Origin of the sequence: Caballeronia sp. LjRoot34 (assembly GCF_964253815.1) — a bacterium.
GTDB lineage: Bacteria > Pseudomonadota > Gammaproteobacteria > Burkholderiales > Burkholderiaceae > Caballeronia.
Genome location: NZ_CAXUSB020000003.1, coordinates 268,931 through 287,605 on the forward strand (window position 1 = coordinate 268,931; position 18,675 = coordinate 287,605).

An 18,675-nucleotide genomic window follows, 5' to 3' on the forward strand; every position below is an offset into this window, starting at 1 on the left:
GTGATCTCGTTCACTCTTGATCTTTGAATTACGTAAGGCCTTCGCCGAATCCAGCGCGATGCGCCTCACGTTCCTCAAGCACTAAAACCCTTTTGCACGAACCAGAAACGGTGCCGGCGAGTGAATCGACGCGTGCAGTCCTGTGTCTGGCCCGGGGAGATAGTCCGTGTGCGGTTGCTTCGACTCATCAGCTTGCTTGAGCAGATTGGCAGCGGATGCATCGATAGAATCGGTCAGCGGTTTCGGATAAACGCCGATCGCCAGCACCAGCACCGCGAGCGCACCCAGCATCCCAAACTCGCGTTTGCCGAGATCGCCGAGACCGGCTACGCCCGCATTGCCGACCGGTCCGTAGATGGTTCGCTTGTACATCCACAGCGTGTACGAAGCGCTCAGGATCAGCGTCGTGCAAGCCAGCGCTCCGATCCAGAAATTGAACTTGACCGCACCCATGATGACCATGAATTCGCCGACAAAACCCGAGGTGCCGGGCAAGCCTACATTAGCCATCGAAAACAGCATGGCGAAGACCGCGAAACGCGGCATCACGTTGGCGACGCCGCCGTAGGCATCCATTGAACGCGTGTGCATCCGCTCCCACAGAATGCCGATGCACAGAAACATCGCGCCCGAGACAAAGCCATACGAAATCATCTGCACGATGGCGCCGTCCAAGCCGATGTCGTTGAACAGGAACAGCCCCAACGTGACGAGCCCCATGTGCGCGATGGCCGAGTACGCGAGCAGCTTGCTCATGTCCGTTTGCGCCAGCGCGACCAGGCTTGCATAGATCACCGCAATCAACGACAGCACGATGATCACCGGCGAAAAGAAATGCGCCACGTCCGGCGTGACAGGCAACGCGAACCGGAGGAAGCCGTATGCGCCGAGCTTCAACATGCCGAGCACGACCGAAGCGCCCGTGGGCGCTTCAAGGTGGACCTGTGGCAGCCATGTATGGATCGGCCACATCGGAACCTTGACGGCAAAGGCCGCAAAGAACGCGATGAACACCAGCACCTGCGGCGTGAAGCTCATGGGCAGCGCCTGCCAGCTGGCGAGGTCGAAGGTATGCGATTGCTGATACAGATTCAACATCGCCATCAGCATCATCAGCGAGCCAACCAGCGAAAAGAAGAAGAACTTGACGGCCGCAAGCACGCGTCCGGTTCCGCCCCAGGAGCCAATCAGCAAATACATGGGAATCAGCGTCGCTTCGAAAAAGACGAAGAACAGCATGCCGTCGAGCGAGGCGAAGGTCCCGATCATCAGGCCCGACAGAAACATGAACGACGCGAGATATTGCGCAACGCGCACCGTGATCACGTTCCACGAAGCAATGGTCACGATCAGCGTCGTGAACGCGGTGAGCACCGTGAGCCACATCGAGATGCCATCGACACCGAGGTGATACGAGATATCGAAAGCCGGCAGCCAGTTCACGCGTTCGACGAACTGCATCGCAGCAGAATGGGTTTCAAATCCGCTGACCAGCGGCAGCGTGACGACGAAGCAGACGGCCGACCCGGCAAGCGCGAGCCAGCGCGCAGGCATCGGGTTGCGGTCGGACCCGATCCTGAGGATCGCGACGCCAAAGATGATTGGAAGCCAAATGGCAAGACTGAGAAGCGGTAAGGATGACATCGCTGAGATAAGACCTTGTTTGAGCGCTAATCGGCACTGCCTGGGGCAAATCCGCTACTAAGTGTGAAAGAATGAAAGTCAATCGTTAGCCTGTTTCCCCCGGTCTGTCGTTAAACCGTGGACGTAAGGAAACGAAAGCTCGCCAGCGAGTACGAGCATCCTGCGTAAGGGTTAACGAGCATAATTCAGTCACAAATATTTTGCAGCGCAACAGTGATGAATTTTTCGTGATGCAGGCTTGTGGCTTGATTTAAAAGTGTTTCATGACGTCCGATGGACCATAAAAATGTGCGAACGCACAATATTTTTCGGGAGCATGACCCGCAATATGGGACGTCTCGACGAGCATCCGGCGGGTTGAAAACCCGTGGGGCTATCTCGAACGTCTCTTACAGTCGTGCTTTCGTTTCACTGTCACGGAAAATCAGATCCGTTCAGCGTCGGTATAGGTGAAGCACCTCTACGCTGCTAGACGGGATTCGGACGTACCGCGAAAACGCCGGGCCGAGTCGGCCCGGGAATCGTCATTTCGTTCCAGATCTTCAGTGTCATTTACTTCGTATGACTATGTATTTCGCCGAACCACTCACCCATTGTTGGCCGGCAAGCGGCCTGCAGCGACCGCAGCAGCGCCCACGATCCGGTCAAATCTAAAAAAAACTTCATTCTCCGATAGCGTTGTTTCAGATTTCGCAAGTCGCGAAATTCCATAATGAATGGACCGATTACACATTGGGAGTTTCGCGATGTACCAAACACTATTAGTCGAGGCGGTCCACGATTCCGGGCGTCAGGCAGTACGCTTCGATATTGGATCGAACGCGGCAATCCTCGATGTCGATGACGTCGACCTGCTGATAGAACGTCTTGGCCAGATTCGCTCGGGGCTGTCGCCGGCCTTGCCGCACGAACCGTCGCGCACGCATAACTATGTGATCGAAATTGATCCGTGCTGGTATCTGGACAAGAATCCGTTGTTCGACGGGGTCGTGCTGCTGCTGCGTCATACCGGGCTCGGTTGGGCTGGCTTTGCGATTCCTCAGTCGAGCCTCGAGCGCCTGCAGGACGCTATCGTCAAGCCGGTGCCACAGTCGTTTGAAGTGAGCCAGATACCGAGTTGAACACGCGTGCCGCCGGCACGTTTGTCGTACGTGTGCTGAGTCACCCCACTGCCAACACGTTGGCTGTGATGTGGCGCGAAACAGCCCGCTACTGCTATCAGGAGCAGAAATGGAGACGGGCGCGCGCCGAAGGTCCGGGGCAATGCGCCCTTTCGTTCGTGTCCTTCAAGGCAGGTGCGTGGGTCTTCAGGCCCGCAGGTTCATCACGTCCGCTGAATCGGGAGTGCAGCATTGCCGAGACATCGCTAACTGCAATGCTGGACGATCGAAAATCTTTAAACTTCGATGCAACAAGCCGCTAAGAACTTTAAGGCTAGCCGATTTCCTTGTCGGCTAGCCTTTAGTTTTTTTATCCGCCCCGCATACCCATCTACAAGCAAAAAAACGACGCCGCATGAAACCACGCGGCGTCGATCATTTACTCACTCACGCCCAGCGACTTAGAACCGGTGACGCATGCCGACCGTTACGGCCACTTGCTTGTCCGTTGTAGACGGGCTCAGGCCGTTGATCGCTGCATCACCCAACGCCGTGCCGTCGCCACCCGACGCGTGTTGAAACACGCCTTCCGCATATACGTCGGTGCGTTTGCTCAAGTCATAGTCTGCAAGCAGCGAGAACTGGTGATACTTCGGCTTAGCATCGCCGGCCGCCGTGTTGAACGAGCCGTTCGTGAACGTGTAAGCGCCTTCGAGACTCATCGCCGGTGTCAACGCGTAACGCGTATTCACTTCGTAGTTGTCCAGACGCAGACTGTTACCCGACAAGGCCGTATAACCGTCGTTCATGTTGATCGCATCGAGGCCGTCAAGCTTCGTGTGCGTGTACACGAATCCCACCGTGGCCGGGCCGAAAGCGTAGTTGACACCACCGCCGAACGTGCGTTGACGCGCGGCGACGAACGTTGATGTGTTATTCGCTCCCGACACTGCACCATTCGCGTTGTCGCCCTGGCCGGGATTGTTGATCTGCAAATACGACGCAGCGAAGCTCAACGGGCCATTGGAGTAAGACGCGCCCGCGCTATAAGCGCGATTGTCCGAGAATGCGCCCGCCTTGTTCGAAAAGCCGTACAAACCGCCGAACTTGAAACCGGCGTAATCAATGCTCGCGAACTTCACCGAGTTGCTGATGCTGAAGCTATTGTCCAGATTGTCGTTATCGAACGGGTGGGCGGCAAGGTTGTTGCCCAGACCCTGGCCGGCTTCCGACAGCGGCGCCAGATAATCAACCGTGGAATCGTATTGCTTGCCGAGCGTCACCGTACCGTACTGGTTCGATTGCAAACCAACATATGCCTGACGGCCGAAGATCTCATTCGACTGCGAGAACGCGCCGTTGTTCACGTTGAAGCCATCTTCCAACTTGAAGATGGCGTGCATGCCGCCACCCAGGTCTTCGCTGCCCTTCAAGCCCCACAGCGTGTCACTGACGTTGCCGCTACCCACACCCCACGATTGGCCCGACGAGGCCGAACCCGGCGTGTGCGAGTTGTTCGCATACACCACCCCGGCATCGATCACGCCATACAGCGTGACGCTGCTTTGCGCGTGAGCGGCTACTGCGAACAGGCTGGAAATAGTTGCAGCCAACAGAACTTTCTTCATCTTGAACTCCACATAGATAACGGGTTCCGGGTCAGGAGGCAGCTTGCAACGCTGCGTGACTTCGGCCGTACGCTTAAGCGAAGCAGGCAATGCTTCGAGCGGGAGGACATGCAGCGTTGAGTGCGGCCCTGACCTCAGAGCATCGAAGTCTACGGAGCGAGCGTCGCCAGGCAGCGTGGTCGAACTGAATGACAGATTTTCAGTTTTCGAAAGCAAGGCTTGGGCGATCAGCGCGAAGGCAGACGTGCGCTAGGTTTGAGCGCTGTTCTTGTTTTGTGGCATTCCCATCATCGAGGGTTTGCGTGTATCGAATGCGCCACGCCATTGATTTATGGTTGCCTTAAGAACGGCCGACAAAGTTAAAAAAGACTTAATAAAGCAGGCGCGTCCTTGTTACGTCACGTAGCAGATCATGCGGTCAGTCAAATCGATACAGGCTGCCCGTCATGAATCAGCTACAAGCAATGCGCGTGTTCACCCGCGTGGTCGATCTCACCAGCTTCAGTCTGGCCGCCAAGCAACTCGGCATGTCGGCCGCAGCAGTCACCCGTAGCATCAGCATGCTGGAAGCGCACCTGAACATGCGCCTCCTGAATCGCTCCACGCGTCGGCTCTCGTTGACCGAAGCGGGACAGTCCTATGTGGACGGTTGCCGCACGATCATCCAGCAACTCGATACGATTGAAGAGAGCCTCGTGCGCTCAACCCGCGATCTCAGCGGAACGTTGCGCGTGGCGGCGTCGACGACCTACGCCGCGTGCGGCTTGAGCAATCTGCTCGCGGCGTATCGTGCAGCGTATCCGCGCATTGGCTTTGATGTGACGACCTACGACTCGCCGATCGAGTTAATCGAGGGAGGTTTCGATGTCGGTTTTTCTGCCGATCGCAACCTGCCGAACTCGTCGCTGGTCTGCCGTCATCTCACCGCGTTCAAGGAGGTCACGGTCGCTTCGCCCGGTTATCTCTCCCAGAACGGCACGCCCGTGAATCCCGCAGCGCTCGCGCATCATCATCTGCTGTCGATCTCCGACGGCTCCGCGCGTAATTGGGAATTCTCGGATCAGAACGGCGTGTATCGCGTGGCGACCGGAAATGCGCTGCACGCAACCAGCAGTGCAACGGTGCGTTCGGCAGCGCTGGCGGACATGGGGATCGCGTTGTTGCCGGCACCGCTGGTCAAGGACGATCTGGCGAAAGGCCTCCTGCTGCCCATCCTCGGCCAGTTCCAGATTGCGGGTGGCGTACGCCAGGTGTCCATTCTCTATACGGGTCGCAACTATCTCTCGGCGAAGGTCCGGCATTTCATCGACTTCTCGGTGAGCCAGTACCGTGCCCCTGATAACACGGTAGGACTTCGTGCCGCGGCCTGACGTGCATCCCCCACTCTGGAGCGCGTTGTAATGCCGAAAGTACTTGCCATAGAAGATGACGAACTGATGGCGCAGGAAGTGACACGTGCATTGTCCGCACCGGGCTATACGGTCCAGGTTGCCCGCACGGGCCGCGACGGTATTGCGAAAGCCATTGGCGGCGGTTATGACATCGTCACGCTTGATCGCATGTTGCCGGACCTGGATGGCCTCACGATTGTGACGACCATGCGAGGCGTCGGCATAGACACGCCTGTGCTGATCGTCAGTTCAATGAGCCATGTGGATGACCGCGTGCGCGGACTGCGAGCAGGCGGTGACGACTATCTCACCAAGCCTTTCTCTCACGATGAAATGCGCGCCCGCGTGGAAGCCTTGCTTCGACGCAAGGCGGGACCCGCATCCGACGAAACGGTCTTGCGCGTGCATGGCCTGGAGCTCAATCTCGTGCGCCGCCGCGCCACGCTTCACGGCCGTGTGCTCGACCTGCAGCCGACCGAGTTTCGCGTGCTCGAATTCATGATGCGTCATGTAGGTCAGGTGCTCACGCGAACCATGATTTTCGAAGGCGTATGGGGCTGCCGTTTCGATCCTGGTACTAATCTGATCGATGTTCACGTCGGCCGCCTGAGAAAGAAAGTGGATGACGCCAGCGGCCGGCCGGCGATCCGCACCATTCGCGGCTCCGGCTATTTGCTGGACTAATTTCTTCATCGTCGAGCGCAGCCACAAGGTGTTCCGCACCTTGTGGCTGCGCTCGATTTTCGTCACGTCCCCCTTGCCTTCTCGAAACTAAAACTAGTTTCATTTTTCCCGTGCGTGGGTGTTAACCCGATCCTTCCAGAATGACTGACACCGGCGCTGTCATTGCGCAATCAGTCCGATGTCCTGATGTTGTTAAGTCACCAAGTCACTAAGTTAGCGCGAATCATGCGCACCCTGAACGGAGCCGTTCTCAATGTTGAAAATTGTCCGATTAGCTTTGACTCGGCCCTATACGTTCATCGTGCTGGCGATGCTGATCGTGTTGATCGGTCCGCTCGCGGCACTCCGTACGCCGACGGACATCTTCCCCGATATCCGCATTCCCGTCATCAGTGTCATCTGGAACTACGCAGGGCTTCAACCGGACGACATGTCGGGCCGAATTGTCACGTACTACGAACGTACGCTCGGCACGACCGTCAACGACGTCCAGCATATTGAATCGCAGTCGTTCCGGGGTTATGGCATCGTCAAGATCTTCTTCCAGCCGACCGTCGATATCCGGACGGCGACTGCTCAAGTCACTTCAGTTTCGCAGACGGTACTCAAGCAGATGCCGCCAGGCATTACGCCACCCCAGATCCTTAACTACAACGCATCGACGGTTCCGGTCCTGCAGATCGCGCTCACCAGCAACACGCTCGATGAGCAGAAGCTTGCCGATTACGCTACCAACTTCATTCGACCCGCGCTGCTGAGCGTACCCGGAGTGGCGATTCCGACGCCTTACGGCGGCAAGACGCGCGAAGTGCAGATCGACCTGGATCCGCACGCATTGCAGGCGGACCGGCTGTCCGCTACGGACGTAGCGAACGCATTGGCGCAGCAGAACCAGATCGTGCCGGCGGGGACCGAGAAGATCGGCGACTTCGAATACAACATCAAGCTGAACAACAGCCCGCTTGCGCTCGACCAACTCAACAACCTGCCCGTCAAGACGATCAACGGCGCAACCATCTATATCCGCGATATCGCACACGTTCGCGACGGCAATCCGCCGCAGAGCAATATTGTGCGTCTCGACGGCCATCGCGCCGTGCTGATGAGTATTCTGAAAAACGGTTCGGCCTCGACGCTCGACATCATCGCGGGCGTCAAGGCGAAGCTACCGCTGATTCGCGAAACCCTGCCGCCTGGCCTCAAGCTCGTGACGATGGGCGATCAGTCCGTATTCGTGAAGGGCGCGGTGAGCGGCGTGGCGCGTGAAGGCATCATTGCTGCCGCGCTGACCTCGCTCATGATCCTGTTGTTCCTGGGAAGCTGGCGCTCCACGCTGATCATTGCGTCGTCCATCCCGCTTGCGGTTCTGGCCGCGATTGCGGCGCTGTCGGCGATGGGCGAGACGCTCAACGTCATGACGCTCGGAGGACTCGCGCTTGCAGTGGGTATTCTCGTCGATGATGCAACTGTCACCATCGAAAATATCAACTGGCACCTGGAACAGGGCAAGCCCGTCAGGGACGCTATTCTCGACGGCGCCGCGCAGATCGTGACGCCTGCCCTCGTCTCGCTGCTGTGCATCTGTATTGTGTTCGTGCCCATGCTGCTGCTCGACGGTATTGCACGTTTCCTGTTCGTGCCCATGGCCGAGGCCGTGATCTTCGCGATGATCGCCTCATTCGTGCTCTCACGAACCTTCGTGCCGATGATGGCGCAGTACCTGCTGCGGCCGCACGCGTCAGGGGGGCATGCATCCGGTGAGCTTGCCGCGAGCATGGACCCGCACGGCATCATGCAGCATGCGCCTTCGAAAAATCCGCTGGTCCGATTCCAGCGCGGCTTTGAACAACTGTTCGGGCGCTTTCGCGGCATGTACCGCATTCTGCTGGGGATGGCGCTCAGCAGCCGCAAGCGGTTCATCATCGGCTTCCTCGCGGTGGTCGCGGCGTCCTTTTTACTGTCGCCATTCCTTGGGCGCAACTTCTTTCCGAATATCGACTCGGGTGAAATCGCGTTGCATGTGCGGGGTCCGGTTGGCTTGCGGATCGAGCAGACCGCGGACCTCTTCGATCATGTCGAGGCCACTGTTCGCCGGACTATTCCACCGAACCAGTTGCGTGCTGTGATCGACAATATCGGCTTACCGAACAGCGGTATCAACCTGACGTATAACAACAGCGGCACGATGGGACCGTCGGACGGTGACATCCTCATCTCGCTCGGCGAGGACCACGCGCCAACGGCTGAGTATGTCAAGAAATTACGCAGGCTGCTGCCGCGTGCATATCCGGGCATGACCTTCTCGTTCCTGCCTGCCGACATCATTTCGCAAATTCTTAACTTCGGTTCACCGGCCCCGATCGATATCCAGGTGGCCGGTCCGAATCAGGCCGGCAACTATGCGTATGCCCAGCAACTGCTGCGCAAGGTACAACTAATCCCGGGCATTGCCGACACGCGCATTCAGCAGGCGACGACCTACCCGCAATTCACCGTCTCGGTTGACCGGACCCGTGCCGCCGAACTGGGCATTACCGAGGGCGACGTGACCAACTCGGTAGTGGCCAATCTCTCGGGCACGAGTCAGGTTGCCCCAACCTACTGGCTCAACCCGCGCAATGGTGTGTCGTATGCGGTCGTCGCGCAAACGCCGCAATATCGAATGACGTCGCTCAACGATCTCGGCAACCTGATGGTCACCGGCAAGACCGGCGAAGCGCAGATTCTGGGCGGCATTGCGACGATCAAGCGCGGCGTGGGAAACGCCGTTGTTTCGCACTACAACATTGAACCCCTGTTCGACATCTATGCGACCACGCAAGGCCGGGATCTCGGCGCCGTTGCCGCACAGATCAACACAATCGTGCACCAGACCGCGAAGGAAGTACCGAAGGGTTCGCAAGTGACCGTGCGAGGCCAGGTTCAAACCATGAACAGCGCATTCATGGGACTAGGCCTCGGCCTGATCGCGGCAATCGTGCTGATCTACCTGCTGATCGTGGTGAACTTCCATTCGTGGAGTGATGCGTTCGTGATCGTGACCGCGTTGCCGGCGGCGCTCGCGGGCATCGTGTGGATGCTGTTCATTACGCACACGCCATTGTCGGTCCCGGCGCTAACGGGCGCGATCCTCTGCATGGGGGTGGCCACGGCGAACTCCATCCTGGTCGTCACCTTCGCCCGCGAACGGCTGGTCATTACCGGCAACGCGTTGGTCGCCGCGATGGAAGCAGGATTCACGCGGTTTCGCCCGGTGCTGATGACCGCACTCGCGATGATCATCGGCATGTTGCCGATGGCACTGGGTCTCGGCGACGGCGGCGAACAGAACGCCCCGCTCGGCCGTGCTGTGATCGGCGGCCTGATGTGCGCCACCATCGCCACGCTGCTGTTCGTGCCTGTTGTGTTCAGCCTCGTGCATCGCAATGAAAAGGCTCAAGAGGATCACCCACTTTCCGGATCAGGAGAATCGCATGTCCACTGAAATTGAAATCAATTCCCCTAAGCGCTTGCGTCATCTGAAGCTGGTCAGCGTGATCATCGCGTTGATTACCGCGGGCGTGGTGACCGACGGCATCATCAGCCGCTCGCACGCGGAGCGTGAACTGACGACCTGGACCGACGCGCAAGCGATACCGACCGTGGCAACTGTCGCGCCCCAATTGCCTGCGGCCGAGCAGTCGCTGGAATTGCCGGGGCAGCTCGCCGCCTTCGTCAATGCACCGATCTATGCCCGCGTGTCCGGCTATCTGCAAACGTGGTCCGCCGACATCGGCACGCACGTGAAGGCCGGCCAGTTGCTCGGCCTGATCGATACGCCCGATCTCGATCAGCAACTGAAACAGGCACGGGCCGACCTCGCCAATACGGTGGCGAACGAAAACCTCGCGGCGACCACCGCAAAACGCTGGACGCAGATGCTGAAGCAGGACTCGGTCTCGCAGCAGGACGCCGATGAAAAGACCAGCGACCTGATCGCGAAGCAGGCCACGGTCGACGCCAGCCGCGCCAACGTCGCGCGCCTCGAAGCGCTTGAATCGTTCAAGCGCATCACGGCCCCGTTTGACGGTATCGTCACGGCGCGCAAAACCGATATCGGCGCGTTGATCGATGCGGGCGGCGGCACCGGCCCGGAATTGTTCGCTGTCTCCGACGCGCGCCGCCTCCGGCTCTATGTGAACGTGCCGCAAAGCGACGCAGCGGCGATCAAGCCCGGACTCACTGCCAAGCTGACTGTGCCGGAGCGGCCGGGCATGACCTTCGACGCGAAACTTGTCGACACGGACGACGCCATCACGCCTGCATCCGGCACGTTGCTCGTGCAGTTGTCGGTGGACAATGCATCGGGCTTGCTGCTGCCCGGGGAATACACACAGGTTCACTTCGCGCTGCCTAACGCCGGCAGCGCGTTGCTGGTTCCGGCGAGCACGCTGATCTTCCGTACTGACAACATGCAGGTCGCGGTCATCGACCCAAACAACCACGTGCATCTGAAAGACGTGAAGATCGCGACCGACCTCGGTACCCATGTCCTGATTGAATCGGGATTGTCAGCGAGCGACCGGATCATCGACAACCCGCCGGACTCGCTTGCGGAAGGCGAACTCGTGCGCGGCGCCGCGACTGCCGTGGCCACCGCAGCGACCGGGCAGCCGGAGCATGAGCATGGTTAAGCGCCGTCTCCTGGCAGCGGCAGCCTGCGCTGTCGCGCTGAACGCGTGTTCGTTCGCGCCCACCTACACCGTGCCCGCCACGGCGATTCCTACCACCTTCAAGGAAGCCGGCCCTTGGCAACCGGCAAAACCCGCGGACCGCATCCCGCGTGATGGCTGGTGGACCATGTATCGCGATCCGGTATTGAGCGGGCTCGAAGCAAAGATCGCGACAGCCAATCCGAATGTGGCGGCAGCGGTCGCCCGGCATGACGAAGCCAGCGCGTACCTTCAGGAAGCGCGTTCCGGGCTGTTTCCGACTATTGGTGCCGAATCCGATGTCTCGCGGCAACGGCAATCGGATAACCGGCCGTTGCGCGGCACAGGTCAGCCGTCGACTTACAACTCGGCGACGGCGGGTGTCGGTATAGGCTATGACCTTGATTTGTGGGGCAAGGTGCGCAATCAGGTCAGCGCGGGCCGCTCGCAAGAAGAGGCCAGTGCGGACGATCTCGAGTCGCTGCGCCTTAGCCTTCAGTCAAGCCTCGCATCGACCTATTTCGAACTGCGCGGCCTCGATCAGCGCGCCAAGCTGCTCAACGACACCATCGATACGTATAAGCGTGCACTGAAGCTGACCGTCAGCCGTCACAACGGCGGCCTCGCCTCCGGCATGGATGTCTCGCGGGCGCAGACGCAACTTGCATCCGCCCGTGCCGCCGCCGACGATACCCAGGCGAGCCGTGCGCTGCTCGAACATGCGATCGCGACGCTCACCGGAACGCCGGCATCGTCGTTCTCCCTGCCGCCGGACGTTGCGTTCAACTATCTGCCCCGCGTGCCCCTTGGGCTGCCTTCAACACTCTTGCAACGCAGGCCCGATGTTGCGGCGGCGGAACGGCGCGTGGCGGCGGCGAACGCGAATATCGGTGTAGCGAAGGCTGCGTTCTACCCCGACATTTCACTCGGCCTGGACGGCGGATATCAAAGCGATACCTTCTCGCCCTGGCTCGCGGCACCCAACGAAATCTGGTCGGTGGGACCGCAATTGCTGTTCACGATCTTCGATGGCGGCAAGCGCAGCGCGGCCGTGGCGAATTCGCGGGCGGAACTCGCCGAGAACGGTGCGAAGTACCGGCAGACCGTGCTTGTGGCTTTCCAGCAGGTCGAGGACGGCTTGGCGCTGCTGCATCATCTCGGCGACGAATCAGTCAACGAAGATCAGGCGTTGAGCGCCGCGCAGCAGACGCTCGCGCTGGCGACGTCGCAGTATCGCGACGGTGTGGTGAGCTATCTGGATGTCGTCACGGCCCAAACCACAGAACTGACTGCGCAGATTTCGTCGCTGGACCTGCGTACGCGACAGCTGACGGCTTCGGTGTCCCTGATCCGGGCTCTCGGTGGTGGATGGACCGGGAAGCCCGCCTGAGGCATATTCAGCCGTAGAAGTTAAAACGCCGCCGGGGGTATTTCATGGCCCTCGGCGGCGTATTTACATCAAGCTCTGGTCGGACAGGATCAGAAGTGGAGACGCACACCCGCTGCGACCACTGCTTGTTTGCCGTTCGACGACGCAGCCAGGTTGTAGATCGACGCATTGCCCAACGCATTCACCCCCGTTGCGCCGGTCGCATGCTGGTAGACACCTTCGAGATAGACGTCGGTACGGCGGCTCAGCGCGTAGTCCGCTTGCAGCATGAACGCATTCCACTTCGGCGAGAGGCTCGACGTGGCGGCGTCGAACTTGCCGTCGGTGAACGTGTACGAGCCGCCCAGGGTCAATGCCGGCGTCAGTGCATAGCGGGCATTCAACTCATAGTTGTTGAACGTGAGCTTGTTGCCCGATAGCGCCGTGTATGAGCCGCCCTGTGAGATCTCGCTTGGGTCGTCGAGTGTCGTGCGCGTGAACACCGCGCCGATGGTCGCGGCACCAATCACGTAACGCGCGCCGGCGCCCATGATGCGCTGGCGACCGCCGACCAGCGTTGCGTCGCCGTCGCCGCTCGAGAGCGCGCCACCGGTGTTAGCCGGTGCCGTGACACCGCCCGGATCGTTGGCCTGGAAGTATGCTGCAGCCAGACTCAAAGGACCGTTGTTATACGACGCGCCCGCCGTATAGGCGTTGTTGTTGCTGAAGCCATTCGATGAATTGCTGAACGCGTACGCACCGCCGAACACGAGCCCGGCGTAGTTCACGCTGCGAAACTTCACCGCATTGTTCATGCGGAAATCGTTGTTCAGGTTGTCGTTGTCGAACGGGTGATCGGCTATGTTCCCGCCAAAGCCCGAACCGGTTGCCGACAACGGCGCCACGAAGTCCACCATGGAGTCGTACTGGCGCCCCAGCGTAACGGTTCCGTAAACGGAGCTTGAAATACCGACCCATGCCTGACGGCCGAACTCGTCGCCGCCGTTCGAGAACTTGCCGCTGTCAATGTTAAAACCGTTCTCGAGGTCGAACACGGCCGCCAGACCACCGCCAAGATCTTCTGTGCCTTTCAGGCCCCACCGATCCGTACTCACGTTACCGCTCTGCATGCCCCACGCGGCATTGCCACCCCTTGAGGATTTCTGGTTGGAAATATAGTCGATACCCGTATCAAGTGTGCCGTACAGGGTAACGCTGCTTTGTGCGTTCGCGGCTTGAGAGACCGCGGCCGCGATCAGGCTCAAGGAGGCGATCAACGCTTTGTTCATGTGTGCAATTCCAGAATGATGCGGCTGCTGTTCCGCTCCCCGGCAGGGCGGAGACAGGATGGCGAAGTGCAGCCGCCCGACTCGCCATGCGGACCGGGGCAAATTTAGGCGACGGGCATGACGTGGCCGTGTCGGAATCGCGTTACTTCATGAAGAATAATTTATAAAGCCGACACAAAATATTTAACTTAGCTATCCGATGTTATTTAGTTGTTTTTTTGCGCGTTTCATGAGCTTCTCTACATGAACAACTCTTCACGTTTGAGCGTCTTTCCCGATAGGGCTGCTTCGTTAATCTGCATTCACCGGACAACGATCACACCTCTGCATCGAAGCCCGGTCACTCGTTAAACGGACTTTTAGGAAAGCACCATGAAGACCATGATGATCGCCCTCGCTTTTGCCGGCCTGGCCACCACGGGCTCAGCCTTTGCCCAGAGCACGACGCCGGCTCAAGCCCCTGCTCAAGCACCCGCCCCTGTCATCGTCGCACAAGCAGGTCAATGGGTACCACCGGATGGACAGACCATTGCGCCTAAAACACGCGCGGAGGTTTATCAGGACCTCGTGAAGTCTGAGCAGGATGGCCAACTCGATTACCTGAACCGCACGTTGTACTGGCATCACTAGGCATGGAGCGTCGATTGCCACTTGCCGTGACGGATGGAATGAGCTTGTGTGTGACGACCGTTTCCGGTTCCGCCGCCGCAGCTTCACGCCTTCCGTCACGCACTGCCGGCCCACATCCTGGTTCGCCGCAATGCGAACGTTCAAACCATAGATTCGAATGACAGGCGTGTTCGCCAAGGTGATGTCATGAGCCGCTTAAGACGCATACTCGCTTCCTTACGATTGCCGCTTTGCGCGCTGGCGTTGGGCTTTTCATTGGCGGGTTGCGCGTCGATGCAAGGCGCATCGACCGATCCTAATGCTTGTGTGGGACCGGTGGATTACTGCCAACCCTTCTTCGGTTCCTGATCTCGTCTGACACTAGCGCAATGAAAGCGTGAAAGCGCGAACTCCCTACACGGGAGCATCGCGCTTACGCATTTCCAAGGTTCGATCGAGAAACGGACAAGGCGAGAACCGGCGGCGGTTGGGTCGTGATGATCTGATAACCGAAGCGGCTGACGGTTTCAAGACGCGCACCGAAGGTATGCAACTCAAGCTTGCGGCGCAGCCGCGAGACAACCAGGTTAACGCTCGACGGATCCACGACGTCCTTGTCGGGCCACGCATACCGAATCAACTGGTCGCGCGCGACGGGGGCATCGGGCTGGCGCAGCAGCGACTCAACCAACAGGAACTCGCGCTTGGTCAGGGGGAAACGCTTGTCTCCTTCCACCAGCTCCCGCGTAAGTGGATCCAGCCTCAGCGAAAGGTCAAGCGTGGGGTCGCCCACGCCCTGCACCGACGATCGATGCAACGCCAGCATACGTTCCTGCATTTCGATAAACGAATACGGCTGCACGAAGCACGCGTCCGCACCCGCGCGCAGCATGCGCGCTCTCTCTACAGGCGTCGCGCGTCCGAGCACGACCAGGATCGCGGGCGAACCCGGCAAACGCGCGAACTCGGACAACAGCGTAGCCAGGTTGCAGATGGATTCAGTATCGACGGCTACGATCAGCACCGCGTCAAAGGTGTCTTGCGACGCGAGATGAAGCCCGTCGCGTAGATCGTCGGTCATTTGCAGGCTGTGCGCGCTTTCGCGTAAAGCCTTATGCAAATAAGCGCCTTCAGTGCAGACGGTGGAAATGAGCAGAACGCGCATAGGGGTGGCTCTTACTCGGTTAATCGGTTGATCGGGTAATCAGGGCCGGCAATCAGCACGCGCATCATTCGAGCGCGTGGGGCCAGCATTCAACCGTCATCGTCGTGCCGGGGGTGGTACCGGTCCCATTGGCGCCCACACGAAGCGCGAAATCGTGCAGCCGCATCACGGCCGACACAATGCTGAGACCGAGTCCCGAGCCTGCCAGATGACGCGTCTGATCGGCTCGGTAGAAGCGCTGCAACACCGCTTCCCGCTCGCGCTCCGGGATACCTGGACCATTATCCGAAATGACCAGTAGGGCGCCCTGCGGATGATCCGTCAGTTCAATACGCACGGACCCGTTGTCCGGCGCGAACTTGATCGCGTTGTCGAGCAAGTTACTGAATGCTTCGAATAGCAACGCGCGATCGCCATGGACAGCGGGAACCTGTTCGACCACAACCGCCCAGCTAATTCCCCGGTCCTCGGCGAGCGGGTTATACAGTTCGCTTAATTCATGAACCAGCGTAGTGAGATCCACTGAAGAGAATCCGCCACGCCGCTTCAAGGCGCCAATCTCCGAAATGCGGAGCATCGCACCGAAACGGTCGAGCAGCATATCGGCCTCGACTCGCGCACGATCGAGCATTTGCGCGACGCCGTCGTCCTGGATCACGTGCATGCGTTCGGCCACGTTGGCGAGCAAGGTGCGGATATGCGCGGCCGGGGTACGCAAGTCATGGGCTATTCCGTCGCACGCGCTCTTGACCTCCGTCATCAGCCGTTCGATTTCCTCGAGCATGTGATTCACCAGATGCGCGAGCATGTCCAACTCGTCTCGGCCGCCGATCGGCAAACGCCGGTTCAGGTCACCCTCTGCGATCCGCAAGGTTACGTTACGAATATCGCGCACACGCCGCATCTGCCGCAGGTTGAGCAACAAGCCACTGGCTATGCTCACCAGCAAGCAGAACAGGCCACCGCCAACCAATGCGTTGATCATTGTCTCGCGAACAGCCAGCACGTGCGTGAGATCGCGGGCCACCACGATCTGTTCGCCGCTGTGCCGACGCACGCCCACGGCTCGAACGACCGGCGACTTCGCCTGGTTGGCGACGATCAGGCTATCGTTGAGCGTATGACCTTGACGATCGAGCGGCAGGTCCGGCGGCAGCACGCGGATATCGCCGGCGAGATGGGTGCCGTCGGGGGCAAACAGCCCAAAGTAATTGGTATTCAGGTGTTCGCCTTCCGTGCGCCGATAAATGGTCGCCGGAAGTGCCTGGTCCTCAATGGACCCGAAGTAGAAGATCTGCCAATGCAACACCGAGTCCGCATCGAACTCCATGCGAGTGGTTGCGGACCAGCCGATAAATCCGATCAGCACCATGACCGACAGCGCGAAGATGACGGCGTAGACCGAAAGCCACCTGAAGGTCGTGTTATGCCAGCGGCGCCCCATTTCTACGGGATGCGTTCGATTCGTTGAGTCAGCCAAGGTGTTCTTATAGGAGAGGGATCACGTCAGGATGTAGCCCGAACCGCGCACGGTCTGAATCGTTGCTTTGGCACCGGGGGGATCGATCTTCTTGCGCAAGCGTCCCATGTGAACGTCAATCAGATTGGTGCCGGGATCGAAGTGATAACCCCACACCGCTTCGAACAGCATGGTGCGAGTGATGGTTTGACCGGCGTGCCGCATCATGAACTCCAGGATCCGATACTCGGTTGGCAGCAACGACACTTCAATGCCGTCGCGCGTCACCTTGCGCAAAATCAGATCGATGAGGAGCGGTCCTGCATTCAGCGTTGTTTCATTGCGTGTGGGCGTCTCGCGCCGGCGTCGCAGCAGTACTTCGAGACGTGCTGTGAGTTCGTCTGAATTAAACGGCTTGGTCAGGTAGTCGTCACCGCCTGCGCGCAGGCCGCGAATACGCTCATCTACGTCGCCAAGCGCGCTTAGCATCAACACCGGTGCCTGTATGCCAACCGTTCGTAAAGTGGTGAGAATAGTCAGGCCGTCGAGTCCCGGGAGCATGCGATCGAGCATGATCACGTCATAGTCGCCGCTCATCGCACGGGCAAGACCGTCGGGTCCGTTATCCACCCAGTCCACCTCGAACCCGCATTTTTCAAGCTCTGCCACGATCTCATTCGCTGCTAGCGGATCGTCCTCTACCGTGAGCACTCGTGTCGTCATTGTTCCCAATCCAAAGTCGGCACCGGCGAAAAACCGGGTGCCGTCTGCACTACCAGAGGGTAAATGATGCCACAACCGACTCGATGAGATCGGCGAATGGAATTGACGGACAGGCATCAGAAAGGTGCCTGACCTTAGTGGCCGCCGCGATAAACCACCGAATCGAGGTAATTAAGCTGACCGTCTTTTTCAGCGTGAACAAGCGAGCGCTCAACCTGCGCGCGGGTGAGCGTCGAGACCGGCGGCTTCCACGATTGGTCTTGAGCAGGTTTCGCCGGTGACTGGGCAAATGCCGAAGAACACACTGCGCATGAGAGAAGACTGGCTGCGAAAAAAAGTTTTTTCATGTCGCTACTCCTGGGAAATCGGGTGAATTAAGCGTCGCTGTCCGCTAATGGCGTTGCGACGATGTTGAGACTACGCGGTGACCCTTAACGGTCCGTCATCTGCTTCATGAAAAGATATTTACTGAAATTCGCTTAGGGGAAAGCCTCTAAGACAACATTGAAATGTTTGCGAACCATTGCTTGGTGCGACAGGTCGAATTGCCGGCTTGCTTCGTCCACGGCCGGTTGTCCGGAGGCAACGCTCAGGACTTAGTTCGTGGACGGACTGGCGGGATCGCCTGCGACCTGCGCCGGCATGCAGTCGTGACGGAACTCCTGATGCAGCTTGACTTCGGCGGTTTGTAGATCATCCGGATATTCGTTGTCGTCGGAGGTCGGCTGATATCCGACCGCTTCCAGTTCGCTTAACTCCTGCATCAGTTGTTTGTGCGTAACGGTGTGCTTGAGTTGCGTGAACGGATAGTCATGACATTCAGCCTGCGTGAGGCTTGGGGCGGCAAAGGCCGATGCGCTGGTAAGGGCGAGTGAAAACGTAATCAATGCAGCGGAAAGGCGTTTCATGGGTGTTCTCCGTAA

At 59.0% G+C, this 18,675-nt stretch carries 16 protein-coding genes; 8 read left to right on the forward strand and 8 right to left on the reverse strand.

Annotated features, from left to right (window positions below; all coding sequences use genetic code 11):
- Positions 1-81: 81 nt before the first annotated feature.
- Positions 82-1,644, reverse strand: a complete 1,563-nt coding sequence (locus ACSQ36_RS32235; protein WP_213763735.1) for an NADH-quinone oxidoreductase subunit M — start codon at positions 1,642-1,644, stop codon at positions 82-84.
- 746 nt (positions 1,645-2,390) lie between these two features.
- On the opposite strand from ACSQ36_RS32235, the gene ACSQ36_RS32240 reads away from it, so the two are divergent.
- Together ACSQ36_RS32240 and ACSQ36_RS32245 are read left to right on the forward strand one after the other, a co-directional pair.
- Positions 2,391-2,765 (forward strand): hypothetical protein, encoded by a 375-nt coding sequence (locus ACSQ36_RS32240; RefSeq protein ID WP_213763736.1) that lies wholly within the window; start codon positions 2,391-2,393, stop codon positions 2,763-2,765.
- Between the two features lie 32 nt (positions 2,766-2,797).
- Positions 2,798-3,067: a DUF3331 domain-containing protein gene (locus ACSQ36_RS32245; protein ID WP_436186434.1), complete on the forward strand. Its 270-nt coding sequence runs from the start codon at positions 2,798-2,800 to the stop codon at positions 3,065-3,067.
- Between the two features lie 138 nt (positions 3,068-3,205).
- Here ACSQ36_RS32245 and ACSQ36_RS32250 read toward each other — a convergent pair whose 3' ends face one another.
- Positions 3,206-4,372, reverse strand: a complete 1,167-nt coding sequence (locus tag ACSQ36_RS32250; protein ID WP_213763738.1) for a porin — start codon at positions 4,370-4,372, stop codon at positions 3,206-3,208.
- A gap of 446 nt (positions 4,373-4,818) precedes the next feature.
- Between ACSQ36_RS32250 and ACSQ36_RS32255 the strand changes: the two genes are divergently transcribed.
- The 5 genes from ACSQ36_RS32255 to ACSQ36_RS32275 all read left to right on the forward strand — a co-directional run bounded on the left by ACSQ36_RS32255 (position 4,819) and on the right by ACSQ36_RS32275 (position 12,528).
- Entirely contained in the window at positions 4,819-5,742 is a 924-nt protein-coding gene (locus ACSQ36_RS32255) for a LysR family transcriptional regulator (RefSeq protein WP_213763739.1), read from the forward strand.
- 30 nt (positions 5,743-5,772) lie between these two features.
- Positions 5,773-6,447, forward strand: a complete 675-nt coding sequence (locus ACSQ36_RS32260) for a response regulator transcription factor (RefSeq protein ID WP_213763740.1) — start codon at positions 5,773-5,775, stop codon at positions 6,445-6,447.
- Positions 6,448-6,700: 253 nt separating this feature from the next.
- Positions 6,701-9,931, forward strand: coding sequence for an efflux RND transporter permease subunit (locus ACSQ36_RS32265; protein WP_436185187.1), 3,231 nt, complete (start codon positions 6,701-6,703; stop codon positions 9,929-9,931).
- Entirely contained in the window at positions 9,921-11,120 is a 1,200-nt protein-coding gene (locus tag ACSQ36_RS32270; RefSeq protein WP_213763742.1) for an efflux RND transporter periplasmic adaptor subunit, read from the forward strand. The genes ACSQ36_RS32265 and ACSQ36_RS32270 overlap by 11 nt, the downstream gene beginning before the upstream one ends.
- Positions 11,113-12,528 (forward strand): efflux transporter outer membrane subunit, encoded by a 1,416-nt coding sequence (locus tag ACSQ36_RS32275; protein ID WP_436185188.1) that lies wholly within the window; start codon positions 11,113-11,115, stop codon positions 12,526-12,528. Before ACSQ36_RS32270 ends, ACSQ36_RS32275 begins: the two co-directional genes overlap by 8 nt.
- Before the next feature lie 89 nt (positions 12,529-12,617).
- Here ACSQ36_RS32275 and ACSQ36_RS32280 read toward each other — a convergent pair whose 3' ends face one another.
- A complete protein-coding gene (locus tag ACSQ36_RS32280; protein WP_436185189.1) occupies positions 12,618-13,796 on the reverse strand; it encodes a porin in 1,179 nt (392 codons plus the stop codon).
- Positions 13,797-14,168: 372 nt separating this feature from the next.
- Here ACSQ36_RS32280 and ACSQ36_RS32285 point away from each other — a divergent pair, with 372 nt between their 5' ends.
- On the forward strand, positions 14,169-14,426 hold the full coding sequence (locus ACSQ36_RS32285) for a DUF4148 domain-containing protein (RefSeq protein WP_213763745.1): 258 nt from the start codon (positions 14,169-14,171) through the stop codon (positions 14,424-14,426).
- Positions 14,427-14,838: 412 nt separating this feature from the next.
- Here the strand turns inward: ACSQ36_RS32285 and ACSQ36_RS32290 are convergent, their stop codons facing one another.
- From ACSQ36_RS32290 to ACSQ36_RS32310, 5 genes are all read right to left on the reverse strand, one after another.
- On the reverse strand, positions 14,839-15,570 hold the full coding sequence (locus tag ACSQ36_RS32290) for a response regulator transcription factor (RefSeq protein ID WP_213763746.1): 732 nt from the start codon (positions 15,568-15,570) through the stop codon (positions 14,839-14,841).
- Positions 15,571-15,634: 64 nt separating this feature from the next.
- Entirely contained in the window at positions 15,635-17,014 is a 1,380-nt protein-coding gene (locus ACSQ36_RS32295) for an ATP-binding protein (protein ID WP_436186435.1), read from the reverse strand.
- A gap of 57 nt (positions 17,015-17,071) precedes the next feature.
- Entirely contained in the window at positions 17,072-17,752 is a 681-nt protein-coding gene (locus ACSQ36_RS32300; RefSeq protein ID WP_213763747.1) for a response regulator transcription factor, read from the reverse strand.
- Positions 17,753-17,886: 134 nt separating this feature from the next.
- Complete coding sequence (locus ACSQ36_RS32305) at positions 17,887-18,099, reverse strand: DUF4148 domain-containing protein (protein ID WP_089164691.1); 213 nt, start codon at positions 18,097-18,099, stop codon at positions 17,887-17,889.
- Between the two features lie 249 nt (positions 18,100-18,348).
- Positions 18,349-18,660 (reverse strand): DUF4148 domain-containing protein, encoded by a 312-nt coding sequence (locus tag ACSQ36_RS32310; protein ID WP_213763749.1) that lies wholly within the window; start codon positions 18,658-18,660, stop codon positions 18,349-18,351.
- Positions 18,661-18,675: the final 15 nt, after the last annotated feature.

What these genes read in the sequence shown, in the direction of transcription:
- ACSQ36_RS32285 (WP_213763745.1), top strand. Translation starts at nt 14,169, where the DNA reads ATGAAGACCATGATGATCGCCCTCGCTTTTGCCGGCCTGGCCACCACG.
- ACSQ36_RS32300 (WP_213763747.1), bottom strand. Translation starts at nt 17,752, where the DNA reads ATGACGACACGAGTGCTCACGGTAGAGGACGATCCGCTAGCAGCGAAT.
- ACSQ36_RS32255 (WP_213763739.1), top strand. Translation starts at nt 4,819, where the DNA reads ATGAATCAGCTACAAGCAATGCGCGTGTTCACCCGCGTGGTCGATCTC.
- ACSQ36_RS32250 (WP_213763738.1), bottom strand. Translation starts at nt 4,372, where the DNA reads ATGAAGAAAGTTCTGTTGGCTGCAACTATTTCCAGCCTGTTCGCAGTA.
- ACSQ36_RS32235 (WP_213763735.1), bottom strand. Translation starts at nt 1,644, where the DNA reads ATGTCATCCTTACCGCTTCTCAGTCTTGCCATTTGGCTTCCAATCATC.
- ACSQ36_RS32265 (WP_436185187.1), top strand. Translation starts at nt 6,701, where the DNA reads ATGTTGAAAATTGTCCGATTAGCTTTGACTCGGCCCTATACGTTCATC.
- ACSQ36_RS32305 (WP_089164691.1), bottom strand. Translation starts at nt 18,099, where the DNA reads ATGAAAAAACTTTTTTTCGCAGCCAGTCTTCTCTCATGCGCAGTGTGT.
- ACSQ36_RS32275 (WP_436185188.1), top strand. Translation starts at nt 11,113, where the DNA reads ATGGTTAAGCGCCGTCTCCTGGCAGCGGCAGCCTGCGCTGTCGCGCTG.
- ACSQ36_RS32290 (WP_213763746.1), bottom strand. Translation starts at nt 15,570, where the DNA reads ATGCGCGTTCTGCTCATTTCCACCGTCTGCACTGAAGGCGCTTATTTG.
- ACSQ36_RS32240 (WP_213763736.1), top strand. Translation starts at nt 2,391, where the DNA reads ATGTACCAAACACTATTAGTCGAGGCGGTCCACGATTCCGGGCGTCAG.
- ACSQ36_RS32280 (WP_436185189.1), bottom strand. Translation starts at nt 13,796, where the DNA reads ATGAACAAAGCGTTGATCGCCTCCTTGAGCCTGATCGCGGCCGCGGTC.
- ACSQ36_RS32310 (WP_213763749.1), bottom strand. Translation starts at nt 18,660, where the DNA reads ATGAAACGCCTTTCCGCTGCATTGATTACGTTTTCACTCGCCCTTACC.
- ACSQ36_RS32295 (WP_436186435.1), bottom strand. Translation starts at nt 17,014, where the DNA reads ATGGGGCGCCGCTGGCATAACACGACCTTCAGGTGGCTTTCGGTCTAC.
- ACSQ36_RS32260 (WP_213763740.1), top strand. Translation starts at nt 5,773, where the DNA reads ATGCCGAAAGTACTTGCCATAGAAGATGACGAACTGATGGCGCAGGAA.
- ACSQ36_RS32270 (WP_213763742.1), top strand. Translation starts at nt 9,921, where the DNA reads ATGTCCACTGAAATTGAAATCAATTCCCCTAAGCGCTTGCGTCATCTG.